Annotated in this window: 12 protein-coding genes and 1 pseudogene; 7 read left to right on the forward strand and 6 right to left on the reverse strand. The window is 34.5% G+C overall.

What is annotated here, in order from left to right; all coding sequences use genetic code 11:
- Positions 1–14: 14 nt before the first annotated feature.
- The 4 genes and pseudogenes from rnc (at position 15) to IPJ80_09035 (ending at position 2,948) form a co-directional block, all read left to right on the forward strand.
- Positions 15–701 carry a ribonuclease III gene (gene rnc / locus IPJ80_09020; protein ID MBK7913626.1) on the forward strand — a complete coding sequence of 229 codons (687 nt, stop codon included), beginning with the start codon at positions 15–17 and terminating at the stop codon, positions 699–701.
- A gap of 14 nt (positions 702–715) precedes the next feature.
- Positions 716–1,663, forward strand: a complete 948-nt coding sequence (locus IPJ80_09025; GenBank protein MBK7913627.1) for a hypothetical protein — start codon at positions 716–718, stop codon at positions 1,661–1,663.
- A 220-nt stretch (positions 1,664–1,883) separates the two neighbouring features.
- On the forward strand, positions 1,884–2,669 hold the full coding sequence (locus IPJ80_09030; protein MBK7913628.1) for an IS110 family transposase: 786 nt from the start codon (positions 1,884–1,886) through the stop codon (positions 2,667–2,669).
- A 3-nt stretch (positions 2,670–2,672) separates the two neighbouring features.
- Positions 2,673–2,948, forward strand: a pseudogene (locus IPJ80_09035) (IS110 family transposase).
- 504 nt (positions 2,949–3,452) lie between these two features.
- Here IPJ80_09035 and IPJ80_09040 read toward each other — a convergent pair.
- The 4 genes from IPJ80_09040 to IPJ80_09055 are packed head-to-tail and all read right to left on the reverse strand — an operon-like array spanning position 3,453 to position 5,845.
- A complete protein-coding gene (locus IPJ80_09040) occupies positions 3,453–4,298 on the reverse strand; it encodes an arsenite methyltransferase (GenBank protein ID MBK7913629.1) in 846 nt (281 codons plus the stop codon).
- Positions 4,299–4,344: 46 nt separating this feature from the next.
- Positions 4,345–4,677, reverse strand: coding sequence for a winged helix-turn-helix transcriptional regulator (locus tag IPJ80_09045; GenBank protein ID MBK7913630.1), 333 nt, complete (start codon positions 4,675–4,677; stop codon positions 4,345–4,347).
- 46 nt (positions 4,678–4,723) lie between these two features.
- Positions 4,724–5,293, reverse strand: coding sequence for a hypothetical protein (locus IPJ80_09050; protein MBK7913631.1), 570 nt, complete (start codon positions 5,291–5,293; stop codon positions 4,724–4,726).
- 24 nt (positions 5,294–5,317) lie between these two features.
- Positions 5,318–5,845: a sigma-70 family RNA polymerase sigma factor gene (locus IPJ80_09055; GenBank protein MBK7913632.1), complete on the reverse strand. Its 528-nt coding sequence runs from the start codon at positions 5,843–5,845 to the stop codon at positions 5,318–5,320.
- 282 nt (positions 5,846–6,127) lie between these two features.
- Here IPJ80_09055 and IPJ80_09060 point away from each other — a divergent pair, with 282 nt between their 5' ends.
- Complete coding sequence (locus IPJ80_09060; protein ID MBK7913633.1) at positions 6,128–7,147, forward strand: proline iminopeptidase-family hydrolase; 1,020 nt, start codon at positions 6,128–6,130, stop codon at positions 7,145–7,147.
- Positions 7,148–7,153: 6 nt separating this feature from the next.
- On the opposite strand, the gene IPJ80_09065 is transcribed toward IPJ80_09060, so the two are convergent.
- Positions 7,154–10,483 carry a gliding motility-associated C-terminal domain-containing protein gene (locus IPJ80_09065; GenBank protein ID MBK7913634.1) on the reverse strand — a complete coding sequence of 1,110 codons (3,330 nt, stop codon included), beginning with the start codon at positions 10,481–10,483 and terminating at the stop codon, positions 7,154–7,156.
- Between the two features lie 3,212 nt (positions 10,484–13,695).
- Between IPJ80_09065 and IPJ80_09070 the strand changes: the two genes are divergently transcribed.
- Together IPJ80_09070 and IPJ80_09075 are read left to right on the forward strand one after the other, a co-directional pair.
- Positions 13,696–16,512, forward strand: coding sequence for a TonB-dependent receptor (locus IPJ80_09070; GenBank protein MBK7913635.1), 2,817 nt, complete (start codon positions 13,696–13,698; stop codon positions 16,510–16,512).
- A gap of 104 nt (positions 16,513–16,616) precedes the next feature.
- A complete protein-coding gene (locus IPJ80_09075; protein MBK7913636.1) occupies positions 16,617–19,955 on the forward strand; it encodes a T9SS type A sorting domain-containing protein in 3,339 nt (1,112 codons plus the stop codon).
- A 497-nt stretch (positions 19,956–20,452) separates the two neighbouring features.
- On the opposite strand, the gene IPJ80_09080 is transcribed toward IPJ80_09075, so the two are convergent.
- Positions 20,453–21,892 carry a GNAT family N-acetyltransferase gene (locus tag IPJ80_09080; protein ID MBK7913637.1) on the reverse strand — a complete coding sequence of 480 codons (1,440 nt, stop codon included), beginning with the start codon at positions 21,890–21,892 and terminating at the stop codon, positions 20,453–20,455.
- Between the last annotated feature and the right edge of the window lie 299 nt (positions 21,893–22,191).

A 22,191-nucleotide genomic window follows, 5' to 3' on the forward strand; every position in this document is an offset into this window, starting at 1 on the left:
ATTTTGCAGAGCGGCTGCATCATTTAATTGGATTTACTCCATCCAACATCTATATTTTTAAACTTGCTTTTTATCACAAATCCACACTCAATAATTTTCCTAACGATACCAATGGGTTGTATCAATCCAATGAGCGACTGGAATATCTTGGTGATGCTTTATTGAGTTTTGTAGTTGGTGAGTATCTGTTTAAAAAATACCCTTCTGCCAATGAAGGCTTCCTGACCAAAATGCGATCTAAAATTGTAAAGCGTAAAATGCTTAATTACATAGCCGAACAAATGGGCTTGGATCATTTGATGATGGAGTTTAATCAAACAGCCATATCACAATCGATGTTGGGCAATGCATTGGAAGCATTGGTGGGTGCAATCTACATTGAACGTGGATTTGAATTTACAAAACATTTTATACTCAGTGCCATCCTCAAGAAATTCATCAACATGGATCAACTGGAAGAATTTGATGATAATTACAAAAGCCAGTTGTTGGAATGGTGTCAAAAGCATTCCAGGGAAATTGATTTTAAAGTATTGAGTAAATATAAAGTAGATAAAAGGGATCGCTTTAAAGTGGGTGTATTTATCGACGGACAAGAAATATCTTCTGCAGAAGATTACAATAAAAAAAGTGCGGAACAATTTGCATCCGAATTGGCAATCCAACATCTTGGGGTTAAGGATGATCCTGATAAGGATTAAAGCGCATATTGATTATGGCGGAAGCCCAATATTTTAAAAGGCTCAATTTTCAAAAGGAGCAAAAGCTTCTGGAAGCCGTTTCACTATTTAATAGTTGGTTAGATGAATTATTGATTACAGGCATTTCACAACTGCAACATGATCCTGTTAAATTGAATGAAATTGCAAGCCGAATGGTTGATTACGGTGCTCCAGGGATTGCAAGGAAATTGCGCATGATTCCAGAGCGAATAGCTAAAGGATCCAATTGGATGGAATTTACCTTCCAGCAATTGGGTGAATTTTATTTCGTAATAAACTCTTTCAAAAACATTGCTGCGTTGAATGACTTTGAAAAGGAAGATTTATTAAGCTATTGCGGAATACCATTTACAAAAACCAGTTTTTCTGAAAGTTCTTTTTATACAGATGATTGGCTCTATCTCGGAACTGTTTCAGAAAATGAGGATAAATTAATAGTAAATAGAAACTGGTTTTATGGTTTGAATTGCAAGTCTTGTGTCTTGTTTTTAGAGTTTCAATTCAATCGGTTCGTTCCAATTAAGCAATTTAAGTATGGCTTCATTTACAAGAGCGCTGTCCAGTTTTATCCATCTGCTTCACCACAACGAATTAAAGAAATACAATCCGAGTCCAGTTACCTTGCTGCGGAGTATTCTATAAAATCACAAACGATTGAAACCGCTTTGGACCTTTACTGCGAGCGGATTTCTATAAATCCACTATTAAAGCAGGATTGCTTTATTCTCAATTCTGTAAAATTTACTTTGCATCAGGATACCTGGTATTTAAAAAGTGAATCCGGACAATTGATTCGATTGGCAAATAGTATTACTGAAATTCAAGAGCTGCTGACTTATACAGCGAATGTTCGAAATTTTATTATCGGAGAATATGAAAACAATTCTTTAAAAGTATTTTCTGTAATAATGGATTATGAAATAATTAATCTAAAGCAATAAGTTTCGTAGAACTCAACTCCGTGAATTAAAATTTTGTCGGCGGAGGTTTAATTACCAGAAACTCAAATTGATTATTCCATAGGATTTTTTGGAAATCAAACTCAAATTAATTTGATTAAAAAGCCCAGTTCCCGAAGATTCTATGTAAACAAAAAGGTCCTAGATTAAGATGGTGGTCAATAATTTAGCCACAATTTTATAACTCTTTAAATCTAAGACCATGACAAATTTAGCCAAATCAATTGATTTTTCAGGACAGAAAATTTACGTAGGCCTGGATGTTCATGCATTGAACTGGAATGTTACGACGTGTTCGGATCACATAATTCTTAAGACTTTTCATATGGCAGCTGATTTGAATTTATTAGTAAATTATCTAAATTCAAATTATCCGGGAGCAAGTTTTGAAATAGCCTATGAAGCTGGGTTTTCTGGGTTTTGGTTACAGAGAAAGCTTCAGCAATTAAATTTTCAATGTATAGTTGTAAATCCTGGAGATGTTCCTCAAACAAATAAGAATGCTCTAAATAAGACAGATAAGATAGATTCTAAAAGGATAGCATTAGCATTGAGAACAAGGCAACTAAAGGGTATATTCATACCATCAGAAACCCAAGAAGATGACAGAATTATTTTAAGACAAAGAGCTCAATTAGTAAAAAGTATAACCCGAACTAAAAATATGATTAAATCATTTTTACACTTTAAAGGGATACAAATACCGCAACCATTTAAAAATCACGCTAGTAAAAAATTTATAACCTGGTTAAAATCTATAGAACATAAGGAAGCGTCTTCACGACTTGCACTCGATCAGAAAATAAAACATCTAGAGTTTTTACGAAGTGAATTATCAGAAGTTACAAGGCATATTAGAATGCTTATGAAATCAGATAAGTATATACAGCACACCACTGTATTGCGCAGCATACCAGGCATAGGTGAAATTATATGTTATGCGTTCATTACAGAAATCGGAGAAATAAAAAGATTTGGCTCCTTTTAAGCATTTAATTCGTTTGTTGGATTTTGTCCAACCGAACATAGTTCTGGTCAATCTGTACACAAAGGCAAAATCACACCTAGGCATAATAAAATATTAAGAAGTTTACTTGTAGAAACTGCATGGACTTCCATTAGAATAGATCCATCCATGACGTTATACTATTTAAAATTGATAAAAAGAATGTCAGGAAAACGAGCTATAATTCGTGTAGCAAGAAAACTATTAAACAGAATATACAATCTATGGATAAAAAATATAAAATACGAAAACATGAAATAATAAATTAGTTTAATTAAATCTTATTTACAAATCTTAATAAATGAATAGCAAGACCACCAGGGGACGCATGTATTTAATTACTCTCGAAGATTGTGGCTGTTATATTACAAATTAATAAAATGGTGTGGCATTAAAAATCGACCACTAATAGGAGCTTGAGATTTTTATATAAGATTAATTGAATTAATGTAAATTTGTATCAGGCAAAAAAAATCTTGAGAAGGCAAGGGCTCTTTTCCAGCCTTTGCTTTCGAAAGAAATTTGATCTCCCTTTTGTTTAGCACTTTTTGTTACATAGGAGTCGTCCCCGCCGAGGGTTAAGGGAAGTATATCTCAACGAAGTAACTCTTAATTTAAAAACAAGATTTATACTTTTAACATATATTGCTTAACGAATCATTGGCGTGTACATCTTAAGAATTGGATCGTAATAAATTTAAAAATCCAATTAATAATTCCCTTTTATTTTTTGAATTGACTACTTAGAGAAATACCTTTCCTCAATTAACTACAACAGCCAGGGGCACAGCAAGCCGATTTATTTTTTGGTTTACTTGCAAAGACAGTAATGCTTTCGATGCCATAGTTTCCGACATGATACTGAGCCAATTGATTCTCATCCAGATACTGGTTTAAAATATCATCTGGAATCAGTATGGGTTTTTGTTTTTGAATTTGGATGTTTTCAAATTGAAGCTCCTGAATGTGGTCGATATAGCTTTGTTTTTGAATTGCACCGGAAACACATCCAGCATACATTTCGGCGCTGGCTAAAACTTTTTCTGGCAGTTGACCAAATAATACGATATCCGAAATACTAAAATGTCCACCCGGTTTAAGCACCCGATAAATTTCAGAAAACACCTGTTTTTTATTGGGTACTAAATTTAAAACACAATTACTCACAACGACATCCACCGTGTTATCAGCCACTGGCATGTGTTCAATGTCACCTTGTCTGAATTCAACATTTTGAAAGCCAAGTTTTTCAGCATTTTGGCGTGCACGTTGAATCATAGCTTCTGTAAAATCGATTCCAATCACTTTGCCGGTTGCACCGGTTTCTGCACGCGCAACAAAACAATCATTGCCTGCTCCAGAACCTAAATCCACAACGACATCGCCTTCTTTAATTTGGGCGAATGCAGTTGGAAGACCACAGCCCAATCCGAGATCGGCGTCTTTTTCATACCCACTTAAGTTTGAGTAGTCGTCGGTCATTATATTGTAAACCTCTGTACTGCAACCGGATGCACCGCAACAAGACGCTTGATTTAAGTCCTTATCCTGTAAGGCGATTTCCGAATATTTCTGGCGAACCATTTCTTTAATTTCAAAATCTGTTTTCATAAATTATTTTTTTATTAAAACGTAATATTACGATAAAAGGTTTTGATTAACAACAATTATTTATAGATTTTTGTCCGATATCAAAAAATTTCCCGATACTTTCACTCATAGCCGACCAGGTTTTGGGATCTATGCAATAACAAACAGCAGGACCTTCGATAGTCCCCTGAATGATTCCGGCATCTTTTAGTTCTTTTAAATGTTGGCTAATAGTACTTTGTGCAAGTTGGATTTCATCTACGATGTCACCACAAATGCAGCGTTGTTTCTTTAGTAATAGTTTGATAATTGCTATCCGAGCAGGATGGGCCAAGGCTTTGGCAAATCCTGCTAATTTTATTTCGCTCTTTGAAAATAATTCTGTTTTACTGGCTCCCATCTCTTTTTATCGCAAAAATACGATAAAAAGAAGAAATCTGCAATAATCAGGCAGCAATTTTAAGCCATTGCAGGATGGCCTTGGTTGGTTTTTCTGAAGTTATCTCAATATCATGTTCTTCTCCAATTTGCATGGTAATAAAATCACCGGCATTCATGAAAACCTGCCTCGTGTTTCCGTTTATGTCTTTAATGTGGCAGGTACAACTTCCTTCCAATAGCATAAAACTCTCCAGTAAATCGTGATGTACTTCTTCTGGTACCAATTTCCGAACCCAGGCCACAAATAATTGGACTTTTTCATCTTGATGGATAGGTTCTAAATGGATATCCTCAAAGTCCATTGGTGGCTCAATTCCTTTTAATGCAAGTGTCCAATCAAGGAGGTTGGATTTTTCAGTCAAAAGAGGCGGGTTTTTTAAATCTATAATTTGACGGCCGGCATTTAGCCCGGAAATTTGTTCTAGTATTCGATTCTTAAGGCCAACGGGTGGGGTCTCTTGAAAACAAGCTGCATACTGCTCCAAAGCATGTTCAGTTTGCTGGATTATTTCAGGATTCTCGTTTTCAATCCACTCTGAAATTTGAGTTTTGTTAATTGTCAGATCTTTTCTCAAGTTAACTTTTTTAATTTAACGGAATTAAAAGGATTTTGGTTGTTCAAATAATTCTCTAAGCTCCCTCAAACCATTCCGGGCACGCGTTTTTACCGTCCCAAGCGGTAAGCCGTACTCTTCAGAAATTTCCTGTTGAGTAAGGCCATCAAAATACATCCACTCCAAAACCTTTCGGCAGGAAGGATCGATTTTTAATACCAATTGACGCAAATCAAGGGTATCTTCTTGTTGAGAAACAGATAGAACACGGCTTTCTATAGATACGAGAGAATCCAGATTTTGGTTTTTGGTTTCCCTTATAAAATGTTTAGATCTTGTATGGTCAATTGCTGTATTTCGGGCAATGTTGATTAACCAGGTTGCCAGACTCCCTTTTTCCACTTCGTAAGTTCCTATATAGCGCCATATTTTCACAAAGCAATCCTGCAACAGGTTTTCAGCATCTTCCTCTTTTGTTACAATTCTTTTAATAATCCCAAATAGGGTGGCGGCATAATGATCGTATAAATATTCAAATGCAGCATTGTCCCCTTGTTGCAGTCGTTCGATCAATTTCTGGGTATCCAGTTGGCTGTATTTTTAAATTGAAAATCAGAATATTACATAAAATGCTCGCACTCGCGATGAATTTTAACCAAAGATAAAAAAAGCCTCGTATGTTTTTGCTGAAATCCAGATCTATCTTGAAATCGTATACATAGGTATCTGGTTTAAGCGATAAATTTGATTAATTTTGATGATAGTTGTAAATCGGGACAATTTTAATTTGTTCCTCTTGAGATAAAATTGGTTTTCATCTTGGATAAGCTGTTTTTTAAAAAAAATATTTATAGTATGAAACAAGTTATTTATGTGTTCTTAATAATTTTGGCTGCATCCTGCCAGCCAAATGATCAAAAGACATCCATGGGCAGATCCGTTTCAGAATATTGTGATTTGGTTGAGACCGGGATTAAATCGGGAGGGGTACGCCAGATTTCAGTTGAAAATGGAAAATACAAGGTATGGACCAAGCGTATTGGCAATAATCCCAAGATAAAAGTATTGCTACTACATGGTGGCCCGGGTGCAACGCATGAATATTTTGAATCGTTTGAGAGTTTTTTACCAAAAGAAGGCATTGAATTTTATTATTACGACCAATTGGGTTCTGCCTATTCCGATCAGCCAAAAGACAGCAGTCTCTGGGTGTTAGATCGTTTTGTGGAAGAAGTTGAAACAGTTCGTAAAGCCTTGAATCTTGATAAAGACAATTTTTTTCTGTTGGGTCATTCCTGGGGTGGTATTCTTGCAGCCCAGTATGCTCTAAAATATCAACAGCATTTAAAGGGCTTGATCATTTCAAACATGATGATGAGTGCACCCTTGTATGGAAAGTATGCAGAAGACGTGCTAGCAAAACAAATGGATTCTGTGGTACTCAAGGAAATTCGTGAAATAGAAGCAAAAAAGGATTTCAGCAATCCACGATATATGGAATTATTAATGCCCAATTTTTATACCAAGCATATTTTAAGATTGCCCATGGAAGAATGGCCTGATGCAGTGAATAGAGCTTTTGCTAAATTAAACAATACAATTTATACGATGATGCAAGGTCCAAGTGAATTTGGACTTTCCGGAAATTTGGAAACCTGGGATGTTACCAAAGAATTAAATACAATCAAAGTTCCAACGCTTGTGATTGGTGCAAACCACGATACCATGGATCCGGAACATATGAAATGGGTAGCAGGTCAATTCGAAAAGGGTCAGTTTTTATTATGTCCCAATGGCAGTCATATGTCCATGTGGGATGATCAAGTTATCTATTTTACGGGTTTGATTTCCTGGTTAAAAACAAATGGAATTTAAGTAAATTCATTTTAATAAACTGATATTTCCTTTTTTTGAATAGTTTCTGCCTCCTATGCAAAGGACTTCAAGATAATAAGCAAAGACATCCGGACTTAATTTCTTGCTTTTGTAAGTTCCGTCCCAACCTACATTCAATTGGTTGGACTCAAAAACTTTTTCTCCCCAACGATTGTAAATAATTAAATGAATCTTATTGATATTGTTGCCTCTGACATAAAGTATATCATTGTGTCCATCTTCATTGGGTGAAAATGCGTTTGGAATAAACACAGTGCTCGAATCGCAATCAGGAAATACAACTTTAATATTAAATTGAAAAACATGAGGACAATTGAAACGATCGATTACAGTGACTTTTAAGCTAAAATCATTTTTTGGGATAATTGTGATACAAGGACAATTAGGACAATCAATAAATTCATTGGATTCCCATTGATATTTAATACCTCCTTCAACACAAAATGTTGCAGCCTTGCCCGAAAACAAAATGCTGTCACCTATAAATCGGATCGTATTGGTATCTTCCAATACTTTTAAATAAAAAGTGTCTGTTCCAGAGCAAGAAAATTCATCTTTATAATGAAGTAAAATGCGTTCATCCTTCCAAATAGGCAGGAGTTGCTGATAAGCTCGCTCATCAGAAATGGATGTACCTTCCCATTTATAATTTTTTCTGTTGCCGGCATCCAGAGTAATAAATTCTCCTGGGCATGCCTCATAGTAATAGACTTTATTTTCTGGAAGTTTCCTTAAGTTAAGTTTATAATGAATGATTCGGTTGCATTGATTAGGAAAGGACTCTAGCAAACTCCATTCTAAAGTAGAATCCTGGCTTAAATTTATATTTGAGTGGAATACAAATTGACTGCAACTGTCACAATTTGTTGTTCCTTTTGTCCATCGATACTGTGCAGCAGAATTTGGCAATATTCCAAGTTGGATGCTATCGCCAGCGCATATTGAATAGGAATAATATGCTTCGCTTGTTTGGTTGATATGGACAGCAAGAGTATCTGAACGGCACAGGCAATTTTGTGTAACTAATAAGTAGTCGCAATTTCGAATGCCGGATTCAAATGGGATGCTATCAAACAAATAGCTCGAATCGCTCTTGAAATAGGCTCTATCAAAACAAAACACAAAGTAGCCCTTATCGGTAGAGTCAATTATTTGATTTGAATTTAAATCTGCATAGAGTTTGAAGCATATCTTGTTTTCTTGTATCAACTGGACATTTTTTAAAGTAAAAGAAAGTCTGAGCAATTGGATCAGACTATCGGTAGAATTGTAAATATGCAAACTATCCAGATCAATAGAAGGGGCTTCCAGTTTAAAGTTTTGTTTATTCATTCCAGACTCAATGAAAACAGGACAAAGTTCTTGATTGGATTTACACTTAGTTTCTACATTCCGAAAGCAAATTAATTGAATCTGAAATTCCTGACATTGCAATTTAGACAATCCTTTCAATTTAAATACGAACTGAATGCTGTCTCGGGCTGCAATGTTTTCCGGAATTTTTAAATGCAATACAGTAAATCCATTTTCTTGAATAATAATTGGATTTTGTTGATTGAAATTTTTAATGGGAATCAAAGAATTTATTACATATTCCAAGGCTTCAGGTATCACAATCATTATGCTATCGCCAGGATTCGTTATGCCATTTCGGATAAGATTCACGTAAACTGGAAATTCATCAACACAATTCACTAGGGAATCTGCTCTGAAATTTACAGAATATTTCAAGGGAATTTCAAGTCCACTGATTTTAATCAATTGACCCGTTTTTAAAATGGAATTGGTGGGTCTTTTGCAAGCATCAAATCCCTTAAACTCAAATTCAGGAAATCCGTTTACGACAGATTGGCAACTTGTCAATAGTTTTATTTTTACTAAAATACTGTTATTAGGAGTTTCAGTTATACCTGCCAAACCATTGGACTCGATTAGAGGGATGAAATTTGCGAAAGTCCATCTGAACAGACCCGGGGAAATCATAACTGCTGCGGGCAATGGTTTAAATGGACTTCCTTTTGGATAACTGTATAAAGCCTCCGCAAGCTCAATACCGGGAGGAAGGGTATAATTCAATAAAATATCATAAGCTGCACCCTTATCCGCATTATAAAGTTCCAGTTCAATTTCAGGTAGTGTGTCACATAGCAGCACTTCTTTTTGCAATTGATTCAGATCGAGTTCGAGTTCCGGTAGATCTGGTAGTAATATAAAAATAAACGTATCCAAATTGCAAGTATCTTGGACTTGGATATCCTGAGCTTCACAAAACCAACGACTCAAGAGAATTAAGCTGTCTGTTTCGCAAGCCTGGAAATCCGCCAGAATATTCAATTGGTAATTTTGTAATGGTTTCAAATCACTCAACCTGAAATGCATATTATCAATTGAGTCAATTTGACCTTTTGGATTAATTTGTAAACGAATATTTTTTAATGAATTGTTTTTTGATATAATTTTAAAGTCAAATCCGCCAGGAAGTTTTAAATTATTAATAAGTGCGCTTGCTGAAATTTTTCCTGAAGATCCAAATAGTATTTTTGATGAAAAACTGAATTGCTCATTGCCATTATAAATTTCTAAATTATTAGCACTGGAGTATAGTATTTTTTCATAAAATCTTGAGATGCTATTTATATCATAAAATTTTGTTTGTTGAATTCCATTGATAAAATAACTTGAAATCAGCGTATTGGATCCATCTCGAAAAGTTTTACAATCCGTAACATGTGCATATGGAGTTATTCTGATGGTATACGCTTCATCAAATCGGTAGGATGCTAAGGTATCGGGCGGAATTTCCCAAAAAGCACCCCGTTTTCTGGCTAAAAAATATTTATCAAAAAGGAGTTGATTGCCGCTTGAGTCTGAATAAAAGAATTCCAGTCGAATGCTATCAACAATAATATTGTTATTGTTGATTTGAATGCGGAATGAATCTAAGCCATAAAAGGGTCTGAATTCATATGGAAAAAAATTATTGAGCTCCTTAGTTCCTTTAATGCTTGCCCTGGATAATTCTATGTAATTATTACATATCAATAAATTAGTGGAGTTTTGATTAAAGGAAATCCCCAGGCTTGCTTGAATAATGGTATCAATTTCATGCATGCAGGAAAAGGGATCCACTGTTAAATGCGCTCTGTCAATAAAAAAAGCCCGGTAATTGATCGGTATACTTAAAATTCGTTCACCGACAAAATTTGCAATTCGTCCAACGATTACCGCATGGATTTGATCGCCTTGTTCGAATCTAAACCCATTTGGTAAATTGGCTCCATAAGTATTAAGAAGTTCCGGGGTTATTGGAATCATGATACCTCGTCCATAACCCGTTCGGGAAGCAACCGTATATTCACAGTTGGGGATTCCTCCAGGTTGTTGATAATTTGTAAAGAGTGGATAGGAACATTTGTAAATAATCTGTGTCGAACTGTCTGTTATTTCCAGTTCAGTAAATACCGTATCATAACTTAAATTCGAACTTACCAGAAATACAATGGAGTCGTAATTATATTTTGATTGATCTTTAACTACCCTGGTAAAATATTCATGCACAATGGTATCTCCGGTTATAAATCGCTTGGTTGCTACCTTGCTTAGATCCAATGGACCTGTTTCAAACATACGATCATTATCAGAATCTGCAGAGCCATAATTTTTCCGATATGTTTTAATGCTTCCATCCAAATAGGCAAAAATACTGTCTTTGTGTGCGGGAATTTTTTTGCATTGAACATCAAAATTATAAACAGCGGTGTTGCATGGACCGCAATCGAATTCACGATCCGGACAACTGAGTTGGGCAAATATGCAAATTTTAGCAGCAAGACTTGTAATTAACTGTTGTTGATTGGGACAAGAAGAAAGAAAGAGTGTATTGAAAAAATTTTGATTTTTAGTCTTGCATAAAAAGTCGCAATCTAAATAAATAGGAAATTCATGGAGGAGATCTGAATTAAAAGGAGGTGCATAGGTTAATTGGATTACCAGACTTGAGTCATCCAGTATTTGTTTACTTACAGGTGCTTTCCCATTTAAAAGGAAACTTGTGTCTGCAAGCCGGATTGGGCATGGGAGTGCAAAATTGAGAATCAGGTATTGATTGCTTATATTTTTAGCGAATTTGAATTTGCTTTGAATTAAATAATTCTTGTTCTCAGACAATTCACCAAATGCATCCTTGATGGTATAGTCTGTAGTGAAATTTCTTGATGGGTTAATAATTTCTCGTGTATTGTTGACGCTAATTTGTTTGCTGTTTTGCACACAACGCGATTCATATTCATATGAAAAATACCAAAACATATTAGACTCAATCTGACAAGCAAGGCAGGTCATGTAATTAAATTCAATTTTAGCTTCCTGACCGGGTAAAAGCGATGCCATTCTTAAATGAACATAGGCATAGCCATCTGAAGTTTGACAAGTGGATAAATTTACTTGTTCCATAAATTGAGTATCAAGGATCGTTGATGCACCGCTCATTTTAAGACTATTCCTCAATATTCCAAATGGATTTTGTGGACTTGGATTTAAATTAGTTCTTAAAATAATATGAATGCTATCTGCAACTTGCATTCCTGTATTACGAATCGTTAATTCTTGAACAGCACCTTTATCTGTGCAGATGCAGCTTGGATAATTTGTATTGCTGGAAAATTCTAGTTTAGCTAATTGGGTAGGTTCGAAAAAATCGATAAAACTAAACTCTTCATATTTCTGGCAGCTGTCTTGAAAACAGGTCCAGTATGCATTAAATTTCGATTGGATTATTTCAACTTCGCAGGAGTTTTGTTCTATTTGTTCTGTTATTATAATCGTTTCATCCCGTTCAAATAAACTATCCCGATCTCCAATTTGGGTAAAATCTGTTTTCGTTAATTCTAGTTTTAATAATTGATCTGTTTCAAGAATTGTTTTACCGTTTGTAGAATAAACCCTGATTGGATTGTGGTGATCTTCAAAGAAAAAGGATTCCAATGAACCTAACCGACTGTTTGTGATTTGAATGTTTCGCTGCAGTTTTGATCCTGTGGGAGTGCTAATGGGGGAAACGTCTTGAATTACCAAAAATGGAGTTGCTATTTTATAGGGTTGCAATGAACTCGCAGAATCTGCGCTTATCAAACTGTATAAAGCCCATTGATTACTAAAGCTTATGGATTGATTGATTTGATCTAAAAGGCTGCATTTAAAGTAAAGGCTCAATTGAATTTTCAGACTATCCAAAGCTTTCAATAAATCAACTCGAAATTGAACCCGATTTAATTGGGATATATTAAGTTCACTGGCACCTTGTACACTTCCGGGAACATATTCTATTCCGGTGGGTAATTCAAGCCACAAAGTCGCATTGCTAATATCAATGGTGCCCGTATTTATCAATTGGCTACCCGCTTCTGCGGTTTGACAAAGCTGGGCATTTACGGGGTCATAAACAAGCAACTTGACTTGTTGGCTTAGGCTAAAAAAATGACTAAAAAGGACAAATAGCAGGGTGTTAAAGCTGCGATTACAAAGAAAATCCATTTGAATTTGCTGAATATTCATCATGGGAATTATCAGGGTCGGCTTAGCAAATATAAAAAATTTAATGATAATCAGCAAATTGAAACACAGGCTTTTAACACGTTTGTTTCAAATTTCAACCCTGTATAAGCTGGTTTATAATAGGATTTTGTTTTAGGATTTGTATGCTATGATTTGTGTTTCCCCTAATTTTAAAATCACAATAAACACACATTTACTTAACATAAAGATCAAATAAGGATAATATAGGCTTAATGGATTTGGAGTCACGCCTGTTGTAATTTTGTATTGTATACGTTTAAAGAAAATGTTGAAATATCTATTGTTGTTTTATTGTTATTTTTAAAACCCTAAAATTTACAATAGTAAACAATAATACTTAAACAGGCGGATTGGTTAAGATTAAAAAATTTGTATTTCTACAAATTTTATGAATCAAACAAATAACAATGCAAGTAAGCAACGAACTATTTTTGTTAGTGTAGAGAATTGCATGTTTCAATATTATTTTAAAAGTATTTCAAACAGAGTATATTCAATGAATTTAATTATTATTTTTTCTACATATTAATTTAGAAAAATTAATATCTTATAAAGAATCATTTCAACACTTTTTTACAGCAGCTACCTGTTTGCTCAGGTGGCTGTTTTTATAATTTATTTGAATGATTAATTTATTTATAATGTTTAAGAGTTCAAATTATTAAAAACTATAGGTACCAAAAGGCCTGAAATATGGGGCTTTCATGGATTTTTTGATTTTTTGAATATAGATTTTGTTTCAATTTGATTTTATGCGTAAGAAAATATTTGATTATTTTATTTTGCAAATTCAATTAGATTATTTTCCCGTTTTGTTTTAGCTACTCTTTTATTTATTTCTTAGAAATCTTTAAAATAACTTCACAAATAAGCTATATTTAATATTAACTTAATATTACATTGAATTCATTTGAGATTGTCAGCGGTAACTTTGCAGCGTAAATATAAACGCAATGAAATTAACGCAAATGAACCTAAACTACAAGAGAAGCAATTTTCTTTTGGTTTTTTTATTCCCGATGTTGACTTCCTTTTCAATATCTCAAAACCTCAGCATTATTTCTGGAAAAATTATTGATAAAACCAATGGTGAAGCATTGATTGGAGCAACAATAATTTTAGAAGGAACTACAAAAGGTGCAGTAACAGATATTGAAGGAAATTTTAAACTGGCAGTTGAACCTGGCACTTATACGGTTAATATCCGATATATTGGTTATGAACCTGGAATCATCAAGATTGAAACCAAATCAGATGAAGTAATTCACCTTGATTTTGCAATGGAAGAGGCAAAAGCGCTTTCATTAAATGAAGTCGTTGTATCGGCTACACTTGAAAAATCAAGTGATGTTGCCATGAACATTGAACTAAGAAAAGCAGCTCTAATAGCCAGTGGAATAACAGCATCCGAAATTCGAAAAACCCCGGACCGTACTGTGGGGGATATACTCAAACGAGTTACCGGTGCTTCTATTCAGGAAGGTCGTTTTGCAATTATCCGTGGCATGAACGACCGATACAATGCCGGTTATCTGGATGGTGCGTTATTATCTTCAACCGAATCTGATCGTAAGGCATTTGCCTTTGACGTGGTTCCCGCCAATTTAATTGACAATTTAATGATCGTCAAGGCTGGTTCTGCTGAGTTAATTGGTGATTTTGGGGGGGGTGTAATTAAGATTAATACCAAATCTGTACCAGATAAACTGGTTCAAAATATATCTGTTGGTGCCCAATACCATTCGCTGACAACATTTAATGACTTTAAGCAATTTAAAACCTATGCATCGGAAAAGTTGAACTTTTTGAGTGAAAAGCGCAATATTCCGACTTTTGAAGAGGGTGCTTTAAAGTTGTCTTCAACTTTTCCAAGCAATGCAGATAAAATTAGACTGGGTAATATTTCCAAGAACTTCAATAATGATTGGTCCAGCAGTTCCATCAATGTAACTCCCAATGCTCGTTTAGCCTATTCTATTGGATTTCCAATTCAATTGAATGATTATAAAAAATTGGGTGTGATTTTTGCTTTAAATTATTCCAATACACGCAGAATATCCGGAAACGAAATCAATTCGTATGATGGTTCTGGACAGGTATCAGGATTTACTGATAAATCCTATCTTAGAAATATCACCACAGGAGGAATTTTTAATTTGAATTATATAGGGGCGAATACGCAAATTAATTTTCATAATTTAATGAACATTAATACAGACAATAATTCAATTTACAGAACGGGTACTGCAAATTTTACCGATGTTTTAACGGTTCAAAATACAGCAAACGTTATAAATTATAATAGCTTATACAATGGCATAGCTTCTTTGAAGCAACTTATAGGAGACAGTATATTATGTGTAAATGCATCTTTAAGCTATTCAAACGTTCACCGTGAAATACCTGATTACAGAATTGCAAGTTATTTCAAATTGCCTGATTTCCCATCATACCAATTGACATTAGGTGATTTCTTTAATTCTAGTACCGGACGATTTGCATCCATGCTGGATGAAAATTTATACAGTGGTACAATTGAACTCACTAAGAAAATCAGAACTTCTAAAATTAAAACTGAATTTAAGACAGGTTATTATTTTCAAACCAGGCATAGGACTTTTGAAGGAAGAAGTTTTGTTTATGGCGGGACTCCCAATGAGACCACTTTAAATCCTGAAATTGATTTGGGCCAGAAGAATATTGACGCAACAAAATTATTCCTTATAGAAAAAACATCAAACGACCTTGCATATTATAGAGGTAAATCTTTTGTAAGTGCATTTTATGGTTCTGTTGATCAGAATTATTTCAATAGATTCAGAGCAATTTATGGTTTGCGTTTTGAAGATATTGATTTGAATGTAGACAATCAAAAAGTAAATACCCCAATAGCAGACATTAAGAAAATGTCCATTTTGCCTTCAGTAAACCTAACTTATTCCTTGAATGAAAAAACGAATATAAGGGCAAGTTATTTCTCTTCAGTAAACAGACCTGAGTTTCGTGAACTAGCACCTTTTGCCTTTTATGTATTTGATAAAAATGCAGAGATCAGAGGGAATAATGATTTGAAGATTGCTAATCTAATGAATTTTGATGTTCGTTATGAATTTTACCCTCAAGGCGGCCAGTTGATTTCAATTGGAGGATTTTATAAATCAATTCAAAATCCTATTGAACTGAGTTTAGATATAACTCAGGCCCAAACAACATTTACCTTTCACAATGAAAAAGCATCCAGAATATATGGTATTGAGTTAGAATTGAAAAAGAAATTGGACTTTATTGGAAGATCTGATTTATTCAGAGACTTTGCGGTTTATTCCAATTTTTCAATAATTCATTCCGAACTCAGTTTTAAGGATGGATCACAAGCTAAGTCTAACAGACCATTGCAAGGTCAATCTCCTTATATTATAAATGCGAGACTTCAGTATGAAAACCCAAATAATGGATGGTCTTGTAATATTGGTCTGAATCGAGTAGGACGTCGGATTGCATATGTGGGCGTCGATCCAAAATATGGTAATACACGACAGGATATTTACGAAGAACCCCGTACAGTGCTGGATTTTCAAGTGGGTAAAACATTTAATAATATCAACATCAAGTTGACTTTAGGGGATTTGTTGCATAAAGATTTAATTTATTATCAGGATGTAAATAATGATGGTAAATACACTTCCTCAAATTTGCCTAATTCTGATCGATTGATGTTCATTTTTAGCAATGGATTTAGCTCGACATTAAACCTTAGTTATTCATTTTAAAATTGATAGACACAATAAAGATATATGCAATTATTGGTTTCGTCCTTACAGATCTAAGACTAATAAAAATAAAACTATTTGAAATCTAAAATAAACTAATCAACATGAAATTAAATTTACTTGTAATTATTACTTTGTCGATATTTATTGTAAATAGCAATAATGCTCAAAGTAATTTTAAACTCAGCTCCACAGATTATGTGGGTGCGTTCTCAAAGGACCTAACAAATGATTGGACAACAGGCTGGACCAACTTTGATCCAAAAAATACAAATTATCCTGATCCAACAGACACCATCACATTGAATGGAATGTTGTCAAGTTTGGCAATACCGGGAGAAAAGAATATTGACGGAGGCACGACACTTACTTTGGATGCATCAAAAGTGTATTTACTTAAAGGATTTGTAGTAGTAAGAAATGGTGGTAAATTGGTTATACCTGCCGGCACAATAATCCGTGCGATAGCAGATTTGAATGCATCACCAAAGAATTATGCATCAATCATCGTAGAGCGTGGAGGCAAAATAGAAATAACAGGAGATAAAAATAATCCTGTTGTAATCAGTTCAGCAAAAGCGGCAGGTAGCCGGGAACGAGGAGATTGGGGAGGCCTGTTGATCGCAGGAAGAGCCTTCCATAATTTATGGAATGCAGGCACAGATGCCGTTCAAATGGAAGGATTTAACAATGTAACATTTGATGCAAATTTGGCTCGATTTGGAGGAACAGATCCACTTGACAATTCAGGTATCATAAGTTATCTGAGATTGGAATTTGGAGGATTGGCATTTGAAATCAATAAAGAGATCAATGCATTAACCTTGGGAGCAGTTGGATCAGGAACAGTAATCAACCACGTACAGGCATCCTATTCAAATGATGATTCATTTGAATGGTTTGGCGGTTCGGTAAACTCAAGCCATTTGATAGCATGGAAAGGAACAGATGACGATTTTGATACCGATAATGGATATAATGGGATCAGTCAATTTGGACTTGGAGTACGGGATTCATCGTATTATGATTTGACATACGCGCTGCCATCAGGATCATCAACATCAGAAGGATTTGAAAGTGATAATGAAGCAACGGGAACAGCAAATTTATCTGGTCCGTATACAAGTGGAGTATTTTCGAATTATACGATGGTAGGCCCGGTTCCGGTAGGCGCAAAGTATACAGACATGAATTCAGTGACCCGGGCAGCATTTCGTCGCGGAGCCCGGATCAGAAGAAATTCAAGTTTAAGAATCGTCAACAGCATCTTCATGGGTTATAGAAATTTCTTAATGATTGATGGAGATAGTTGTGTTCGGAATACAAATTATCCAACCGCCCTGTCATTGGTGAATCCGAATACACCAGTTGATGTAAAAAGTAAACAGATCTCATTTGCAAATAATTTAATTGTAAATACCTCATCAGCATATACAACAGCCGGAGATACAACAGCAAATGGATTGGTAGAGGTATCAAGAGGGGCAGGTTGTGGACCTAAATTAAATGCCTTGACAAATTGGGTAAAGAGTGGAGGAGACTTAGCAAATAATATAGATCCAGTGCCATTTACGATGGGTACTGTATTGATAAATCCATTAGCTGCTTCAACAACTCCGGACTTTCGTCCAGTGTCAAATTTATCACCGGCATTAAATGGTGCTAATTTTAATAACAATCCGGTAATTGCTGGTTTCAATTTAAATCCGACAAATTTTGTTGGGGCTATGTCAGCAAACGATGATTGGACAACAGGTTGGACCAACTTTGATCCAAAAAATACAAATTATCCTGATCCAACAGACACCATCACATTGAATGGAATGTTGTCAAGTTTGGCAATACCGGGAGAAAAAAATATTGACGGAGGTACGACACTTACTTTGGATGCATCAAAAGTGTATTTACTTAAAGGATTTGTAGTAGTAAGAAATGGTGGTAAATTGGTTATACCTGCCGGCACAATAATCCGTGCGATAGCAGATTTGAATGCATCACCAAAGAATTATGCATCAATCATCGTAGAGCGTGGAGGCAAAATAGAAATAACAGGAGATAAAAATAATCCCGTTGTAATCAGTTCAGCAAAAGCAGCAGGTAGCCGGGAACGAGGAGATTGGGGAGGCCTGTTGATCGCAGGAAGAGCCTTCCATAATTTATGGAATGCAGGCACAGATGCCGTTCAAATGGAAGGATTTAACAATGTAACATTTGATGCAAATTTGGCTCGATTTGGAGGAACAGATCCACTTGACAATTCAGGTATCATAAGTTATCTGAGATTGGAATTTGGAGGATTGGCATTTGAAATCAATAAAGAGATCAATGCATTAACCTTGGGAGCAGTTGGATCAGGAACAGTAATCAACCACGTACAGGCATCCTATTCAAATGATGATTCATTTGAATGGTTTGGTGGTTCGGTAAACTCAAGCCATTTGATAGCATGGAAAGGAACAGATGACGATTTTGATACCGATAATGGATATAATGGGATCAGTCAATTTGGACTTGGAGTACGGGATTCATCGTATTATGATTTGACATACGCGCTGCCATCAGGATCATCAACATCAGAAGGATTTGAAAGTGATAATGAAGCAACGGGAACAGCAAATTTATCTGGTCCGTATACAAGTGGAGTATTTTCGAATTATACGATGGTAGGCCCGGTTCCGGTAGGCGCAAAGTATACAGACATGAATTCAGTGACCCGGGCAGCATTTCGTCGCGGAGCCCGGATCAGAAGAAATTCAAGTTTAAGGATCGTCAACAGCATCTTCATGGGTTACAGAAATTTCTTAATGATTGATGGAGATAGTTGTGTTCGGAATACAAATTATCCATCCGCCCTGTCATTGGTGAATCCGAATACACCAGTTGATGTGAGAAGTAAACAGATCTCATTTGCAAATAATTTAATTGTAAATACCTCATCAGCATATACAACAGCCGGAGATACAACAGCAAATGGATTGGTAGAGGTATCAAGAGGGGCAGGTTGTGGACCTAAATTAAATGCCTTGACAAATTGGGTAAAGAGTGGAGGAGACTTAGCAAATAATATAGATCCAGTGCCATTTACAATGGGTACTGTATTGATAAATCCATTGGCTTCTTCAACAACTCCGGATTTTCGTCCAGTATCAATGATTTCACCAGCATGTGAAGGTGCTAATTTTAATAACAATCCGGTATTGAATAATCTTGTTAGTACACATGAAGAAATTGAAAAAGCAAAATATCAGGCAGTATATCCAAACCCAGTAGAAAATGGCATTCTGAATTTTGGACATGAAGTACTTTCATTTGGTATATTTGATCTTTCAGGAAAGTTAATACTACATGGATTTGATTCAGACCATGCTAAGGTGAATGGATTACCTCAAGGAATATACTTGATCAAATTGGAAGGTAGAATTCAAAAATTTATTGTACAATAATCTGATTTGAGCTAATAAGAACTCGTGGTTTCATAGCAAGTAATATTTTGTAAACACATTGTTTATATTTACACCAGGCCATTTCGTTGCGGAAATGGCTTTTTTTTTTGGTTGGAATTATTTATGAAATGATTAGATGGGATATTGTCAGATTTAGAATTAAATCTACAAATCGTTATTAATTACTTAATATTTTAATTGAAAATAAACTGTGCACCAACAGTATCTTTGAGAAGTAATTGAATTAATTTTTTAAAATAAATTCTACATGCATATTGAGTATTCATGACTATTTTAAAAAATTGTTTACAAGCTTAGGAGCAAATATTTAATTACTACTACTATATATATGATATTATTTTGAAGGTTCTTAAATAAAATGGTTCTTGTTGGTTAAGACCTTCTAAGTCTTTATAAGAAGAGGATCTAAATCGTTAGATCCTCTTTTTATTTAGAAATAGAATTATGAGATTTTTTCAAAGTAGGTAATAATATTATTACTTTGTAATTTGATCCGATTGAAGTGTATTGTCTAATATTTGTTTGAATTCTTTATTGATTTCCTGATAATCCAAAATTAATAGAGCATCAAGTGCATTTTGAAATTTAGGGTCTTTATTGAATGCAAGTACTTTTGCATTTTGCTTTAGATATTGTCTAAGGAGCACCGGTAGTTTAATGGCATCTGCTTGAATTTCTGAAATGAGCTGGTCGAATTTTTGAATATCTTGTTCAAAATTCCGAATAATAATATTTTCAGTCCCCCGAATGTTCACAAATTTATAGGGCTTGCGGGGTTTAATAAATGGACTGAATTCCTTGTGCTTATAAAATTTACTTAGGTAATCAATTATGAGCAGCCTGCTTATTTTTGAATATTCCTGGCTTATACTTACTGGTCCAATGATATACCGATTTCGTGGATCTTTGAATATATATTGATAAAGCGCCTTCCACATAAGCAATAGCAGGAAATTGGATTTTTGATATTCAGGTATGATAAAGGATCTGCCGAGTTCGACGGTTTGGAGCAGCGTTTCTGTAAATTCAGTTTTAATTTTAAACAAACTTGAAATATAAAAACCCTTCTTCCCAAAATTTGGTATGATTTGGTGGCCTTCTGCAAAGCGATACCCTCCGACAATTTTCAATTTAATTGAATCCCATACAAACAAGTGTTTATAGATTGGATCATATGAATCCAGGTCTACAACAAATCCAGTGCCTTCTTTGGCATTTCTGAATGTCAATTCGCGAAGTCTGCCAATTTCAAGCATGCAATTGGGCGCTTTGTTAAAATCTATTATATAAAGCTCAAATTCATTCCATTTTGCAATGCAATGTTCGACTTTTAGTTTTTTTATTTCATCCGATAATGCGCTTGTTGGTATTGGGCTAATTATTTCTTGCGGAATGGTATTTCCTGTAAGCCATTTATTTAATTGAATTAGTTTGTTTTCTTTCGCTCCAATTTCCAAGATTTTAAGTCTGCTAATTAAATACCTTTTAAGTTGAGAAATTCCAACAATAGATTTAAGTTCGGAATATTGAATTGAATGGCTGACTCTTAAGATGAATTTTATAGAATCCGTTTCTTTTGGATTTGATATTTCATTGGATTTAAACACAGTCTTTAACAGTTGTTTAAATACTTTTGAATGGTCTGTGATCAAATTGCAAACTACGAAGCATGTTTTAGATTCCAGTAGTTGTTGTAATTTGTTATTTTCAGATTTTACATTATTCACTATACTAAGCCAGTCAAGGATTTGTTCCTTGGTATTGGTACCGAGTAGAAGAACAGTAATCGTTGGATTAGGGGTTACTAGATTTGAGGAAGGTGTATCCACAGAAATTGAATCAACGGCAGATCCAATATTAGCTGGTTTAAATAATTTTATATCATGATGAGGATTCTGACTTTTAATAGTTTGCAATAACCAATTTAAATTTTTTTCAGATATTGATTTGTTACAAATTATTAAGCCCTGATCTTGGTTTATTTTGAGTCGCTTGCAATCCTTATTCGAAACATAAACGATTGGGCTATTTATTTGCGACATGTTATATATAAAATATTAACTCAAATATAGAAAGCCTGATTTGAAATCCATCGCGTATCATGTAGCGATTCTATTTGTTTACATTTTAGTAATATTAATTTAATAATATATTTACAAACGGAATAATTCTCTTGGATATATTTAATATTGTTTTAATGTATAAATAATAATTC

The organism is Saprospiraceae bacterium (genome assembly GCA_016714025.1).
In the GTDB taxonomy this organism is placed as follows: Bacteria; Bacteroidota; Bacteroidia; order Chitinophagales; family Saprospiraceae; genus Vicinibacter.